Source organism: Burkholderia sp. SRS-25 (assembly GCF_004343765.1).
In the GTDB taxonomy this organism is placed as follows: domain Bacteria; phylum Pseudomonadota; class Gammaproteobacteria; order Burkholderiales; family Burkholderiaceae; genus Burkholderia; species Burkholderia contaminans.
In genome coordinates this window covers 386345-400704 of record NZ_PTXM01000004.1, presented here as the reverse complement: position 1 = coordinate 400704, position 14360 = coordinate 386345, and the positions used below count along the sequence as shown (strand labels likewise).

Genomic DNA, 14360 nt, shown 5'->3' with positions numbered 1-14360 from the left:
TCAAGCCCCCGACGTGTTGCGCGTGGCGGCGTAGCGCGCGGGCGCGTCGCCGTCGGCGGCTGCGTCGGGCGTCGCGGCAGGCAGGTGGCGCAGGCAGTAGAAGCCGTAGTAGACGATCACGACGAAGCACGCGAGCGGCACGACGAACGCGAGCTGCATGTTGCCGCCCGTGTGATCGGAGATCAGCCCCTGGATCAGCGGCACGACCGCGCCGCCGACGATGCTCATCACGAGGATCGAGCCGCCGTATTCGGTGTCCTTGCCGAGCCCGTCGATGGTGAGGCCGTAGATCGTCGGCCAGCACGGGCCGAGGAATACGCTCACGCCCACGGCCGCGTAGACGGCGGTGATGTCGTGCACGCTGATCGTGTACGCGAGCAGCGCGATGCACAGGATGCCGTAGACGATCAGCACCTTGGCCGGGCCGACGCGCTTCATCACGAGCGTGGCGATCAGCTTGCCGACGAAGAAGGCGAAGAACGTGGCAAGCAGGTAGCGGGACGCGCCGCGCTCGGTGAGGCCGCCGATCTGCATCGCGAGCCGGATCGTGAAGCTCCACACGCCGACCTGAGCGCCGACATACAGGAACTGCGCGACGACGCCCGCGACGAAGCGCCGGTTGCCGAACAGGCGCGCGAGCGTGCCGCGCGCGTCGATCCGGTGCGTGGCCACGCTCGGGCCGTTGCCCTTGCAGGCCGGGTAGGGCGTGAGCGCGAACACGATGAACACGGCGACGAGCACGACGATCAGCCACTTGTACGGCTCGAGCGTGGCCTGGATCATCGCGAGCTGGTGCACGTGCGCGTCGGCCGCGGACATCGCGGCGAGCTGCGCATGCGATGCATCGCCCTCCTTGAAGATCAGGAAGCTGCCCATGTACACGCCGGCCATCGCGCCGAACGGATAGAACGTCTGCGAGATGTTCAGCCGCCGCGTGCTGGTGTCGCGCGGGCCCATCAGCGTCGAATACGAATTCGATGCGGTTTCGAGAAACGACAGGCCGGCCGCGATCACGAACAGCGCGACGAGGAACATCCCGTACTTCGCCATCGATGCGGCCGGGAAGAACAGCAGGCAGCCGGTCGTGTAGAGCAGCAGGCCGACCAGGATCGTCGTCTTGTAGCTGAACTTCTTCACGACGGTCGCGGCCGGAATCGCGAGGAAGAAGTAGCCGAGATAGAACGCGGACTGCACGAATGCCGATTCGAAATCGGACAGGAAGAACGACTTCTTGAATTGCGCGATCAGCACGTCGTTCAGGTTCGCGGCGGTGCCCCACAGCGCGAACAGGCAGCACAGCAGCGTGAACGCGAAGAGTGGGGTGCGATTCAGGTAATAGCCGTCGGGGGTGTGTTCGATTCTGGCTCGGCCCATGGGGTGTCTCCTTCCCAATTGTCTCGTCGATGAAGGCGCCGTTTACATGCCGGCGTCGCGGAGGAAGCGTTCGAACGTCGCGGCGTCGGCGTACGACTTCTGCGTGCCGAGGCCCGTGACCGAATGCGCGGCATACGCGGACGCGTAACGCATCGCGTCGAGTGCGTCGCAGGACGCGGCATAACAGCGCGCGAAGCAGCCGATGTACGCGTCGCCAGCGCCCGTCGTGTCGCGCGCGTCGACCGGTACGCCCGGCACGTGCTGCACGCCGTCGCGCGATACCAGCAGCGAACCGTTGCTGCCGAGCGTGACGAGCACGTGCTTGAGCCCGCGCGCGACCAGCGCTTCGGCGGCGCGCGCCGCGGTGTCGCGCGAATCGACCGGCATGCCCGACACGATCGCGAGCTCGGTTTCATTCGGCACGAAGAATTCGACGGTGCGGATCCGCTCGAAGTCGAGATCGGCCACCGCGGGCGCGGGGTTCAGCAGCACGGGAATGCCATGCCGCGCACCGAATGCGATCGCGTGATAGACGGTGTCGAGCTCGATCTCGAGCTGCAGCACGATCAGCGCGCATTCGGCGAGCTGCGGCGCGGCCGCGTCGATGTCGGCCGGCGTCAGGTGGCGGTTCGCGCCCTTGACGATCAGGATGCTGTTGCTCGAATCGGGTTCGACGAAGATCGGCGCGACGCCGCTCGGCACGCCGGCGACCTTGCGCACGTGCGTGGTGTCGATGCCTTCGCGCTCGAAGTTGCGGATCGTGTTGTCGGCGAAGACGTCGTCGCCGACCTTCGTGACCATCACGACGCGCGCGCCGAGGCGGGCGGCCGCGACGGCCTGGTTCGCCCCCTTGCCGCCGCAGCCGAGCTCGAAGTTCGGCGCTTCGAGCGTTTCGCCCCGGGCGGGCATGCGTGCGACATAGGTCACGAGGTCGACCATGTTGCTGCCGATGACGGCGATTGTCTCCATCTGCGTCTCTTCCTTGGTATGGGGTGCGCCGCTCGGGTGGACGGCGGCGGCGTGCGACCGGTGGTAATAAAATCACATAAAATGTGAAAATGCAATCGTATGATGTTATTGGGGTCACTTTCCGTCAGGGGCGTGGCCGTGTCGGCATGTGGTTGGGTGCCACCGGATGCCACCCGAGTCCGGCCTATCCTCGCGTTCGGCGCAGTTGCAATGCGCTCGTCCGGGGCCGTGACGGAACCGTTTGGCGAGGCGTCGACATTGCTCGATCGGTGCAGCGTGCGACGCCAAGCTGCCGAATCCGTCGAACGTCGCGTTCATCAACTCGATGGCAGTGGAAACGGCGCGGATCGCTCCGCATTCGCAGGCCCATCGGTCTTTCTAACTGACCGTATTCGACGACACGGCGACCGCGGTTTTCTTCGATGACCTCGTGACGTTCGTCGCGGACCGGATTCTCATGGAATACGATGGAATCCAAACGGAAGCGGAAGGGCGTCTCTGACGCGCGGGTTCGCGCAGACTGGTTCCAAACAACGGCAGCAGCGGCTCGGAAGACGCCTTCACCTTCGTTTGCGCACTCGTTCGCGACGCGTGCGATGTGCGGACATCGTCGTCCGGGTCGTCCTCCGTTCCCGGCCTCCGCACCGCATCCGCGTGCGCCGGGCTGCCCGCGTCAGGAATGCCGACCGGCGCCGCCAAGGGGGCAACCGCACGCCACGCTGACGGCCCGATTACCGTTTTGTAATCCACCGCGTTCCCGCTTGCGCCGTGCAGTTCGCCGTCGCCGTTTCCCGGTAACATCGCCGCATGTCACCACGACCGCGACGGAACCGCCATGCGCATCCTGATAGTTGAAGACGAGCCGAAGACGGGCGCGTACCTGAAGAAGGGCCTCGAAGAATCGGGGTTCAGCGTCGATCTCGCGAAGGACGGTGGCGAAGGGCTGACGCTCGCGCAAGAAGAGCGCTACGACGTGATCGTGCTCGACGTGATGCTGCCGGTGCTCGACGGCTGGGGCGTGCTGAAGCGGCTGCGCGACACGCATACGACGCCGGTGCTGTTCCTGACCGCGCGCGACGACGTGCAGGACCGCGTGCACGGCCTCGAGCTCGGCGCCGACGATTACCTGGTGAAGCCGTTCGCGTTCGTCGAGCTGCTCGCCCGCATCCGTACGCTCGCGCGGCGCGGGCCGCCGCGCGAAACCGAGCATCTCGCGGTGGGCGACCTCGAAATCGATGTCGTGCGCCGCCGCGTGAAGCGCGGCGCCACGCGGATCGACCTGACGCCGCGCGAATTCTCGCTGCTGCAGCTGCTTGCACGCCGGCAGGGCGAGGTGCTGAGCCGCACGCAGATCGCGTCCTACGTGTGGGACATGAATTTCGACAGCGATACCAACGTCGTCGAAGTCGCGATCCGGCGCCTGCGCGCGAAGATCGACGACGCGTTCCCGGTGAAGCTGATCCACACGGTGCGCGGCGTCGGCTACGTGCTCGAACCGAAGGACGACGCATGACGCGGCCGCGTTCGCTTGCCGCGACGCTCGCACTCGCCATCGCAGCGACCACGCTGGCCGCGTTCGCGCTCGTCGGCGTGTACGTGTACGCGAGCCTCGAGCGACAGGTCAATACGCAGGACGACCTCGACATCGTGCTCGCCGCGCGCCATACGCGCCGGCTCGCGGGCGAGCTCGAATCACTCGACGCGGTGCGCGCGCATACGGAGCGGCTCACGAGCCAGGTGCTCGGCAACGAGGCGCTGTCGATGGTCGTCACCGACGGGCAGGGCGACATGCTGGTGCGCCACAACGTCACGCTCGCCGCGCTCGACGACGCGCGGTCGGCTGCGTCGGCGCCGCTGGCCGACGCGCAGCTGTTTGCGCCGAATGCGACGCCGATACCCGCGAACGACCGGATCACGGCCGATCAACTCGTCACATGGATCGCTGCGGGCGGCACGCCGATGCGCGGCGTCGTGATCGAGGCCCTGCTCGGCGACCGCACGCCGATTCACATCGCGATCGCGCGCAACATGCGCGACCGGGCCGCGCTGCTCGACGGTTACCGCGACCGGCTCAAGCTTGCCGGCGGCCTCGGCGCGCTGTTCGCGCTGCTGCTCGGCTACGGGCTGATCCGCACGGCACTCGAGCCGCTGCGCAAGATCGTCGACGACACCGGCCGGATCACGGTCGACAAGCTCGACACGCGCCTCGACGCGTCGCGCGCGCCGCGCGAGCTGCGGGCGCTCGTCGACGCGCAGAATGCGATGCTCGGCCGCCTGCAGCGGGCGTTCTCGCATCTGTCGCAATTCAGCGCCGATCTCGCGCACGACCTGCGTACGCCGCTGAACAACATGCGCGGCGCGACCGAAGTCGCGCTCGCCCGGCCGCGGCCGGCCGATGAATACCAGGCGCTGCTCGAATCGAATCTCGAGGAATACGACCGGCTCGCGCGGATGATCGACAACGTGCTGTTCCTCGCGCGCGCCGAGCATCCGAGCTTCGTCACGCGGCAGCGGGCGTTCGACGTGCGCGACGAACTCGAACGCATCGCCGAGTATTTCGAGGGACTCGCCGACGAAGCGGGCTCGACGCTGCGCGTCGACGGGCAAGGGCGGCTAACCGCCGACGTCGAGCTGTTTCGCCGCGCGATCGGCAACCTGCTCGCGAACGCGCTGCGGTATACGCCGGCCGGCGGTGTCATCACGCTCGCCGTCGACGAAACGCCGGATGCGGTGCGCGTCGTCGTCGCGAATCCCGGCGAGCCGATCGATCCCGCGCTGCTGCCGCGGATCTTCGACCGGTTCGTGCGCGGCGACCCGGCGCGCAGCGGCGGTGCGCCGGGCGGCACGGCCGGGCTCGGCCTCGCGATCGTGCGATCGGTGATGGAGCTGCACGGCGGCACCGCGCAGGTCGAAAGCGACGCGCGCGGCACGCGCTTCGTGCTCACGTTCAACCGGCCGCCGGCAGCGTGACGGCGGGTTCGGGCCGCGCGGCCACCGCGTGTGCCTGCGTGCCGGTGTCCGATTCCGCACCAGCGCTCGCGCCCGCGCTTGCCTGCCAGCCGCCGCCGAGCGCCTTCAGCAACCCGACCAGGCTGGGATGGCGGGCGCGTAGAACGCCACTTCGAAGCCTACCGGTTCGCGAGCGCTGGTCAGGTTCGATACAAAGATCGAGATGCTCGTTCTCGGGCACCACGCAAAACAAGGCTCGCCTCATGGCATGCTCACGCCGTGAACCCGCGACCAGTGCGCCAACGAGCACGCCCGAAACATGACGGCGCGCTCTTGCTCATTCAGCGGGGATGGATCGGCGCAGCGGCGCTGCAGCCGGGGTACGTCGAGCAAGCCGGCGATGCGGTCTGCGTCCGTGGACAGTATTTCGCGGGTGTGCTGGCGCAATGCCTCGCCGTTGCCTTGATCCTTGGGTAAGGCCGACTTCCTGCGCAGGCGGACGGCTTCCGGCAACGCACCGCGCGCCGCTTCACGCAACATGGCTTTTTCTACGCCATCACGTAGCGCCAGCTCGGCCGGAATGGTGGCAGCCAGGTCCAGAACTTCGGTATCGCTGAAGGGGACGCGCGCTTCCAGTCCATGTGCCATGCCATGGATATCGCCGTTATGCAGCAGCCGCTGCAACCAACGATGGCGCACCAGCCATTGCGTGGCGCGCAAACGTGAGGTGGGCGTATGCCAATCGTGTCCGGCTGCGATCGCGAGTTGGCGATAGACCTCGCCGTAGTGTTGCAACGGCTGCTCCAGCAAGCCGGGCCGCAGATAGGGATCGGCGGTCAAGCGTTGCAGGATATGGGTCGGATCGCGGGTGGCGTGCGGGTCGAGCAGAAAGTGATAACCGTAGTGCGTTTCATCGGCGGCATCGCCCACCAATACCGCCTTGAGACGCGTGCTGGCGGCTCGCGCCAAGTAATGTTGCGCCAGCTCCTGTTCCCACGCGGGCAGTGCATCGTTTTGCGTGGCCAATTGCAGCAGATCCTGGGCCAGTGCGGAGCGCGTCGGTGCGACGTCTTCGCGTGGCAGGCCCAATTCATTTGCGGCCTGTTCGGCGAAAGGTTGATCATCGGAAGCCACGATCAGCGAACGCGTGTAGTCGTAGCGATGGTGATCTTCAAAGCGAATGGTGAAGCAGGGCGGTGTCGCACCTGCCGCTCGCGCCAGGCCGCCTATCAGCGTGGAGTCGAGTCCACCGCTGAAAAACAGGCCGACCGGCGTATCGGCGATCAAGCTACGCTGGACAGCTGCGGACAGCCGCTCGCGCAGCGCGTGGGCGAGATCGTCCGCCCTGGTAGCTGGGTTTTCGGCGATCTCCGGCGCCCAGTGCGATAGCTGCAAGCCATCGCGATCCACGCGTAGCAGATGCCCGGGCGGCAGGTAGGCCATGCCGTCGAACATCGGTTGCGCCACGCCGCTGAAGAACGGCGCCACCAGGTATTCAAGCACGGCGTCGATGTTCGCACGCGGCGCCTGCATCGCAGGCAGCAGTCCTTTGGCCTCCGAGGCAAACAGGAATTCCGCCCCCTGTTGCAGGTAAACGAACGGCTTGACGCCCAGCCGGTCGCGCGCGGCAAAGGCTCGTTGACGATGGGTGTCCCACACCAGGAACGCGAACATGCCGTTGAAGCGTCGAAGACACGCTTCGCCCCATACCGCATACGCGGCGAGCACCACCTCGGTATCGGTGTTCGTGCGGAACGACCAGCGCGCGCTCAGTTCGTGGCGAAGCTCAGCGTAGTTGTAGATCTCGCCGTTGTAGACCAGCACGTAACGATGGTCGGCACTGCACATCGGCTGCGCGCCATGCTCGGCGTCGAGTAAAGCCAAACGGTCGTGAGCCAGCACGGCGTGTTGGTCATGCCACAAGCCGCGGCCATCTGGTCCACGATGCCGTTGTCGCTCGCGCATGGCGAGCACCCGCTCGACCTGTGCGGGCGCTTGGCCGTCATGGCGAATCAGCCCAGCCAAGCTGCACATCAGACGGTCACGCCCAGTTGAACGGGAGCGAGCAACAGCGTGGTCCATCGCTGTTGCCGTTCGAAGTTTCTGCTAACGGTCACCACAGATACTGCGAATGGGAACACTCGTGGTAGTGCCGTCAGCAAAGGCTGAGAGCGATGTTCTTTTTGTGTCTGCACGCGTTGCGCTCATGCAAAAAATGGGGGATGTATGCGCGAAGATTATGCTGATGCGCGTTCAAGCGCTTGCAATGTCAGATTGGGTTCATGTGCGGCGTAACGGGGAAAGCTGATCGTGACAAGAGCATAGCGCCAACGGCCTGCCGTTGCTCAGTGGACTTGCCCTGTATCTCCGGACACGCGCTGGAACGAACTCATCAATGTTGCGAATCGGGTGTTCGACAGATGTTCGTAATGACGCCATCCGCGAAGACCTCGCCCTCCCACATCTGGATTCTTTGTCCCGACTGCCAGAAGCGGGGCAACCAGGGCGAAGGACAGAAACGTTACGGGTACATCGTGTTTCACGAGGCTCTCGACCGTACCGTTACTTTGCGGGCTGCACACAGGCGTGGTCAATGGCTTCAGACCGATATCCACGGCAAACCTGCGCGTTTCGTCGGCCGTGTAGCCGGAACCGTTGTCGCTCAACCACTCGATTTCAACTGGCAACGGCAGAGACGGCCGACATCGAGGCGGAGTGGCCGCATCGTAAGTGCAGCGAGAAAAGATTTTGCGGGCGTAGCGCGCGGCACGCGTTCCTTGCAGGTTCAACCGGCCGCCGGCTGAGTGACGCTGGGTTCAGGCCGGACGGCCACCGCGTGTTCCTTCGCGCCGGTGTCTGAATCCGCGTCCGCGCCTGCGCTCGCCTGCCAGCCGCCGCCCAACGCCTTCAGCAACCCGACTTCGGCCTCGATCCGGCGCGCGTCGATCTGATCGGCCGTGCGCCGGTTCGTCAACGCGATCGTCTGCGCGGTCACCACGTCCAGATAGCTGACGGCGCCCGCGTTGAAGCGATTCGTCGTCAGCCGCAGCGACAGGTCGGCCGCGTCGGTCGCGCGCTGCTGGCTGCTGGCTTCGGACGCGAGCGCATCGATCGCGGACAATTGATCCTCGACCTGCTGGAACGCGACGAGCACGGTTTGCCGGTAATCGGCGACCGCGCCGTCGTATTGCGCATGCGCGCCGCGCAACGACGCGCTGCGGCGGCCGCCGTCGAACAGCGTGCCGGCGAGCTGCGGGCCGAGCGACCAGAACAGGCTCGGCGCGGTGAGCCACGGCGCGAAGAACGAACTCTCGAGCCCTGCGCTCGCCGACAGCACCAGATCCGGAAAGAACGCGGCGCGCGCCTCGCCGATCTGCGCGTTCGCGGCCGCGACGCGGCGCTCGGCCGCCGCGATGTCGGGCCGCCGCTCCAGCAGTTGCGACGGCACGCCGGCTGGAATGGCCGGCACGTGGAACGCCTGCGCGCGCGGCGGCAGCGCGAACGTCGACGCGCTTTCGCCGACGAGCGTCGCGATCGCGTGCTGCAACTGCGCACGCGACGCGTCGATGTCGGTGTCCTGCGTGCGGGTCGATTCGAGTTGCGTCTCAGCCTGTGCAACCGCCGACGCGTCGATCGCACCGGCCGCGAGTTGCTGCTTGAGCAGCGTCAGTGCGTCCGCGTACGCGTGCACGGTGTCGTCGAGCAGTTGCTTTTGCGTGTCGAGCGAGCGCAGCGCGAAATAATCGGTCGCGAGCTCGGCCGTGACCGACAGCTTCACGGCCCGCAGGTCGGCCGCGCTCGCGGCGGCATTCGCCTGCGCGCCCGCCACCGCGTCGCGCACGCGGCCGAACACGTCGGGCTCCCAGCTCGCGGCCACGCCGGCCTGGTAGTCGGGCGTCGTCTTGCCGGCGAGCGACGAACCGAGCCGGTTTTGCGACACGCGCGCGCGGCTTTGCGCGACGCCTGCCGTGATCGTCGGCAGGAACCCGGCGTGCTGATAGTCGACCATCGCGCGCGCCTGCTGCAGATCGGCAACGGCCTTTTTCACCGTCTGGTTCGATACGTCGACGCGTGCTTCGAGCGCGTTCAGGTCGACGTCGCCGAACACGGCCCACCACGCGCCGCGCGCGGCGGCGTCGGCCGGCATCGCGACGTGCCAGCCGGCTTGCGCAGCCGGCGCGGCCGGCGCGCCGGCGTAGTGCGCCGGGACGGCGACCGCGGGCGGTGAATACGGTGGCAGCGTCGTGCAGGCGGTCAACGCGGCCAGTGCCGCGGCAGCGCCGAGCGCGACGGCGCGGCGGGCGAACGGGAGCGGATGAGCGAGGCGCATGGCAGATATCTCGTCAGGGGTTTTCGATAGGTCAGCCGCGTGCGGGCGCCGAGACCGGTGTCGATGCGGCCTGCGCGGCCGGTGCTGCGCCGCTCGTGCGCATCGGCGGCACGCCGCCCGCACCGCTCACGGGCGCGGGTTGCGCGCTTTGCACCGGCGAAGCCGCGACCGGTGCCGCGGCGTGCGCCATCGACACGATCTTCACGACTTCGCCAGCCGTGATCGCATCGCCCGGGTTGTCGATCACGCGATCGCCTGCCGCGAGCCCCGAGACGATCTCGACGCGTGTGCCGAAATCGCGCCCGATCTGCACGCGCTTGAGCGCCGTGCGCCCGTTCGCGGCGACGGTCGCCACCGTCACGCCGTCCGGCCGGAACAGCAGCGCGCTGACCGGCAGCTCGAGCGCTGGCGCGGCGCTCGCGACGACGAGGTGCGCCTGCGCATACGCGCCGGGCAGCAGCGCGCCGTCGGCGTTGTCCACGTCGATTTCGACGCGCAGCGTGCGCGTGACCGGATCGATCGCGCCGGCCGTGCGAGCGACGCGCGCGGCAAAGCGCCGCCCCGGATACTGCTGCGTGGTCAGGTAGACCGGCGTGCCGGTCGATACGTCGGCCGCGCTGTCCTGCGGCACGTCGACGAACACGCGCAGCGTGCCCGTCTGCTCCAGATGGAACAGTTCGCCGGACAAGCCCGGACTGCCCGGCGTGCCGCCCGCGGTGACGAGCGTGCCGACATCGACGTTGCGCGCGGTGATCACACCGTCGAACGGCGCGCTGACCGCTTCGTACGACACCAGTTCGTTCAGGTGCGCGACGTTCGCCTGCGCGGATGCGAGCATCGCACGCTTCGCGTTCATGTCGGCCACCTTCGTGTCGGTGTCCTGCTGCGACACCGACTGCGTTTTCAGCATGTCCTGCCAGCGCTGCGCGGTCGATTTCGCATAGTCGTAGTTCGCCTGCGCGGTTGCCGCGTCGGCGTGCGCCTGGCGCAACTGCGCATCGAGATCGGGCGCGGCGATCTGCGCGAGCGGCTGGCCGGCCTTCACGTGCGCGCCGAGATCCGCGCTCCAGTGCGCGATGTAGCCGCTGGTGCGCGCATAGATCGACGCTTCCGCGAACGGCATCACCGAGCCGGGCAGCGTCAGCGTCTGGTCGGCGGGCGCCGTGCCGGGCGCGATCACCGATACCGGCAGCGCTTGCTGCGCGGCCACCTGCGCGCGCTGCGCGGCGCGCGCATCGATGCGCGGCACGATACCGATCGCGAGCAGCGCGGCGGCGAGCGCGACGGCGGCAAGCGACACGGTCAGTCGGCGGGTGCCCCGGCGGTGCGGTGCGTCGGGCGCCGCATCGCGGGAGCCGGGCGGTACGGCCGCGCGTTCGATCGCGCTTCCGGCAGGGTGAGCCGCGTCGGCGGCCGGCGGGGCGAGGGGTTCGATCGAGTCGTTCATGATGTGGGCTCGAGGTTGGACGAATCGGATGGAAGGGCGGCGGCGCGATCAGCCCAGCGCCGGCGTATCGGAGGCGGGCTGCGCGCGCCGTGCGGCTGCGGCCTCGCGACGCCGGTCGAGCCACGCATGGACGAAGCCGAACACGACGGGCACGAACAGCAGCGTCGACACCGTGCCGAACGCGAGCCCGCCGATCACCGCGCGGCCGAGCGGCGCGTTCTGCTCGCCGCCGTCGCCGAGGCCGAGCGCCATCGGCAGCATCCCGATCAGCATCGCGAGCGCGGTCATCAGCACCGGGCGGAAGCGGCTGAACCCGGCGTCCAGCGCGGCCTGCCACGGCGGCGCGCCGCCGGCGAGCAGTTCGCGCGCCGTGTTCACGACGAGGATGCTGTTCGCGGTCGCGATGCCGATGCACAGGATCGTGCCCGTCAGCGCAGGCACGGACAGCGTCGTGCGCGTGACGAACAGCATCCACGCGATGCCGGCGAGCGACGCGGGCAGGCCGCCGACGATCACGAGCGGGTCGAGCCACGACTGGAAGTTCACGACCATCAGCAGGTAGACGAGCGCGATCGCGAGCACGAGGCCGCCGAGCAGGCCCGCGAACGACTCGTGCATCGCCTGCACCTGGCCGCGCAGCACGATCGACGAGCCGGGCGGCAGCTGCGCGCGGGCGTCGTCGACGAGTTTCGTCACGTCGGCGGTGACGCCGCCGAGGTCGCGCCCCTGCACCGAAGCGAAGAGGTCGAGCACCGGCTGCACGTTGTAGTGCGACACCACGGCCTGCTGCGTCGTGCGCGAGAAGCTGCCGAGCGTGCCGAGCAGGTTCTGCGCGGGTGCGCCGGCCGCCGGGCCGCCGGCCGGTGTCTGCGGCGCGCGGGCGGTGCCGGCGGGCAGCGGCACGTTCGCGAGCGCCTGCAGCGAATTCACCGTGTATTGCGGCGTCTGCACGAGCACCGGGTAGCTGACACCGTTGCGCGGATCGAGCCAGAAGTTCGGCGTGGTCTGCGAGCTGCCGGACAGCGCGATCAACAGGTTCTGCGCGACGTCGCGCTGCTGTAGCCCGGCCAGGATCGCCTTCGTGCGGTCGACGTTCACGTCGATCGCCGGTTCGTCGCCGGGTTGCTGGATGCGCGCGTCGACGAGGCCGCGCACGCCGCGCAGCTTCGCGAGCAGCGCGTTCGCGACCGCGCGGTTCTGGTCGAGCTTGTTGCCGACGATCTGGATGTCGATCGGCGCCGGCAGCCCGAAATTGAGGATCTGGCTGACGATGTCGGCCGGCAGGAACGCGAACGACACGCCGGGGAACGACTGCGCGAGCACGTTGCGCAGCTTCGCGACGTACGCGGCCGTGGAGGCATGGTTCGGCTTCAGCGTGATCAGCACGTCGGCGTCTCCGGTGCCGATCGGGTCGGACGAGTCGTACGTGAGGTTGATCCCGCTCACCGGCACGCCGATGTTGTCGAGCACGCCGGCCAGTTCGTTGGCCGGAATCAGGCCGCGGATCTTCGCTTCGACTTCGTCGGTGAGCCGCGCGGTTTCCTCGATCCGCGTGCCGGTCGGCGCGCGCAGGTGCAGGCGGATCTCGCCGGTATCGACCGACGGAAAGAAGTCCTGGCCGGCGAACGCGAACAGGCCGGTCGATGCGACGCAGGCGAGCAGGAACGCGGCCGCGAAGCGGCGGCGCCGGGCGATCGCCGCGGCGAGCAGCGCGCGATAGCGCAGCCGGACGGCTTCGAAGCGATGTTCGAACGCGGCCTGGAAACGCGCGAGGCGGGCGAACACGCCGCGCGGCGGCCGGCCTTGCCCCTTCGCTCGCATCAGCGCCATCGCGAGCGTCGGCACCAGCGTGCGCGAGAAGAAGTACGACGCGATCATCGCGAAGATCACCGCTTCGGCCAGCGGCACGAACAGGTAGCGTGCGACGCCGGTGAGCAGGAACATCGGCACGAACACGATGCAGATCGACAGCGTCGACACGAAGGTCGGTACCGCGATTTCGCCCGCGCCGGTCAGGATCGCGTCCTCGAGCGGCGCGCCGAGTTCGAGATGATGCGTGATGTTCTCGATCGCGACGGTTGCGTCGTCCACCAGGATCCCGACCGCGAGCGCGAGTCCGCCGAGCGTCATGATGTTGATGGTCTGGCCGAGCGCGGCGAGCGCGAGCAGCGACGTGAGCACCGCGAGCGGGATCGATACCGCGATGATCAGCGTCGCGCGCCAGCTGCCGAGGAACAGCAGGATCATCAGCGCGGTCAGGCATGCGGCGATCAGCGCCTCGCGCACGACACCCTGGACCGCCGCCTTCACGAACACCGACTGATCGTCGAGCGGCGAAATGTGCAGCGCCTTCGGCAGCCCGGCCGCGATCTTCGGCAGCATCGCCTTCACCTGGTCGATGATCGTCAGCGTCGACGCACTGCCCGTCTTCTCGACGGTCAGCAGCGCCGCGCGTTTGCCGTCCACGCGCACGATGTTGGTCTGCGGCGCGTAGCCGTCGCGCACGTGGGCGACGTCGCGCACATAGACGACATTGCCGCCGATCGTCTTCACCGGCAGGTCGTTCAGCGCGGCCACCGTCTGCGTGCTGCCGTTCATCTGCACGTCGTACTCGTGCGTGCCGATCTTCGCGGTGCCGCCGGGCAGGATCAGGTTCTGCGCGTTGATCGCGTTCACCACGTCGATCGGCGCGAGCCCCTTCGCCTGCAGCGCACGCGTGTCGAGATCGACGACGATCTGGCGGATCTTGCCGCCGAACGGCAGCGGCACGGCCGCGCCCTGGACGGTCGCGAGCTGCGTGCGGATGAAGCTGTTGCCGAGGTCGTACAGCTGCTGCTCGGCGAGCGTGTTGCTCGACAGCCCGAGTTGCAGGATCGGCACGGTCGATGCGTTGTACGTGATGATGTTCGGCGGCAGCGTGCCGGGCGGCAGGATGCGCAGGATCGACGCGGCGTTGCTCGCGGCTTCCGCGATCGCGCGATTGATGTCGGCGCCGGGGTGGAAGAAGATCTTCACGACCGACACGCCGTTCAGCGATTGCGATTCGATGTGCTCGATGTCGTCGACGTCCGACGTGAGTGCGCGTTCGTAGTTCGACGTGATGCGCTTGGCCATGTCTTCGGCGGAGAAGCCGTTGTATGACCAGACGATGCTGACGACCGGAATGTCGATGTTCGGGAAAATGTCGGTGGGGGTGCGCAGCAGCGCGAGCGGCCCCGCGATGAAGATCAGCAGCGCGAGTACGACGAACGTGTAGGGCCTGCGTAACGCCAGCCGGACGATCCACATGAT

9 protein-coding genes and 1 pseudogene are annotated in these 14360 nt (G+C 67.9%); 2 read left to right on the top strand and 8 right to left on the bottom strand.

Annotation, left to right across the window (positions count from 1 at the left end; translation table 11 throughout):
- Positions 1-1374, bottom strand: a complete 1374-nt coding sequence (fucP, locus tag C5O79_RS06445; RefSeq protein ID WP_124494070.1) for an L-fucose:H+ symporter permease — start codon at positions 1372-1374, stop codon at positions 1-3.
- Between the two features lie 42 nt (positions 1375-1416).
- Positions 1417-2343 carry a ribokinase gene (gene rbsK, locus C5O79_RS06440; RefSeq protein ID WP_124472812.1) on the bottom strand — a complete coding sequence of 309 codons (927 nt, stop codon included), beginning with the start codon at positions 2341-2343 and terminating at the stop codon, positions 1417-1419.
- Positions 2344-3178: 835 nt separating this feature from the next.
- On the opposite strand from rbsK, the gene C5O79_RS06435 reads away from it, so the two are divergent.
- Together C5O79_RS06435 and C5O79_RS06430 are read left to right on the top strand one after the other, a co-directional pair.
- Positions 3179-3856 carry a heavy metal response regulator transcription factor gene (locus tag C5O79_RS06435; RefSeq protein ID WP_027786146.1) on the top strand — a complete coding sequence of 226 codons (678 nt, stop codon included), beginning with the start codon at positions 3179-3181 and terminating at the stop codon, positions 3854-3856.
- A complete protein-coding gene (locus tag C5O79_RS06430) occupies positions 3853-5313 on the top strand; it encodes a heavy metal sensor histidine kinase (RefSeq protein WP_131931276.1) in 1461 nt (486 codons plus the stop codon). Before C5O79_RS06435 ends, C5O79_RS06430 begins: the two co-directional genes overlap by 4 nt.
- Here C5O79_RS06430 and C5O79_RS06425 read toward each other — a convergent pair.
- The 6 genes and pseudogenes from C5O79_RS06425 to C5O79_RS06400 form a co-directional block, all read right to left on the bottom strand.
- Positions 5291-5557: a hypothetical protein gene (locus C5O79_RS06425; RefSeq protein WP_131931274.1), complete on the bottom strand. Its 267-nt coding sequence runs from the start codon at positions 5555-5557 to the stop codon at positions 5291-5293. The genes C5O79_RS06430 and C5O79_RS06425 overlap by 23 nt on opposite strands.
- Complete coding sequence (asnB, locus tag C5O79_RS06420; protein ID WP_240687902.1) at positions 5554-7326, bottom strand: asparagine synthase (glutamine-hydrolyzing); 1773 nt, start codon at positions 7324-7326, stop codon at positions 5554-5556. Before asnB ends, C5O79_RS06425 begins: the two co-directional genes overlap by 4 nt.
- A 503-nt stretch (positions 7327-7829) precedes the next feature.
- Positions 7830-7970 (bottom strand): annotated as a pseudogene (locus C5O79_RS06415) (IS3 family transposase); the annotation flags it as partial.
- 107 nt (positions 7971-8077) lie between these two features.
- Positions 8078-9622, bottom strand: a complete 1545-nt coding sequence (locus C5O79_RS06410) for an efflux transporter outer membrane subunit (RefSeq protein WP_131931270.1) — start codon at positions 9620-9622, stop codon at positions 8078-8080.
- A gap of 31 nt (positions 9623-9653) precedes the next feature.
- On the bottom strand, positions 9654-11069 hold the full coding sequence (locus C5O79_RS06405) for an efflux RND transporter periplasmic adaptor subunit (RefSeq protein ID WP_131931268.1): 1416 nt from the start codon (positions 11067-11069) through the stop codon (positions 9654-9656).
- 48 nt (positions 11070-11117) lie between these two features.
- Positions 11118-14357 carry an efflux RND transporter permease subunit gene (locus C5O79_RS06400; protein WP_122478905.1) on the bottom strand — a complete coding sequence of 1080 codons (3240 nt, stop codon included), beginning with the start codon at positions 14355-14357 and terminating at the stop codon, positions 11118-11120.
- Between the last annotated feature and the right edge of the window lie 3 nt (positions 14358-14360).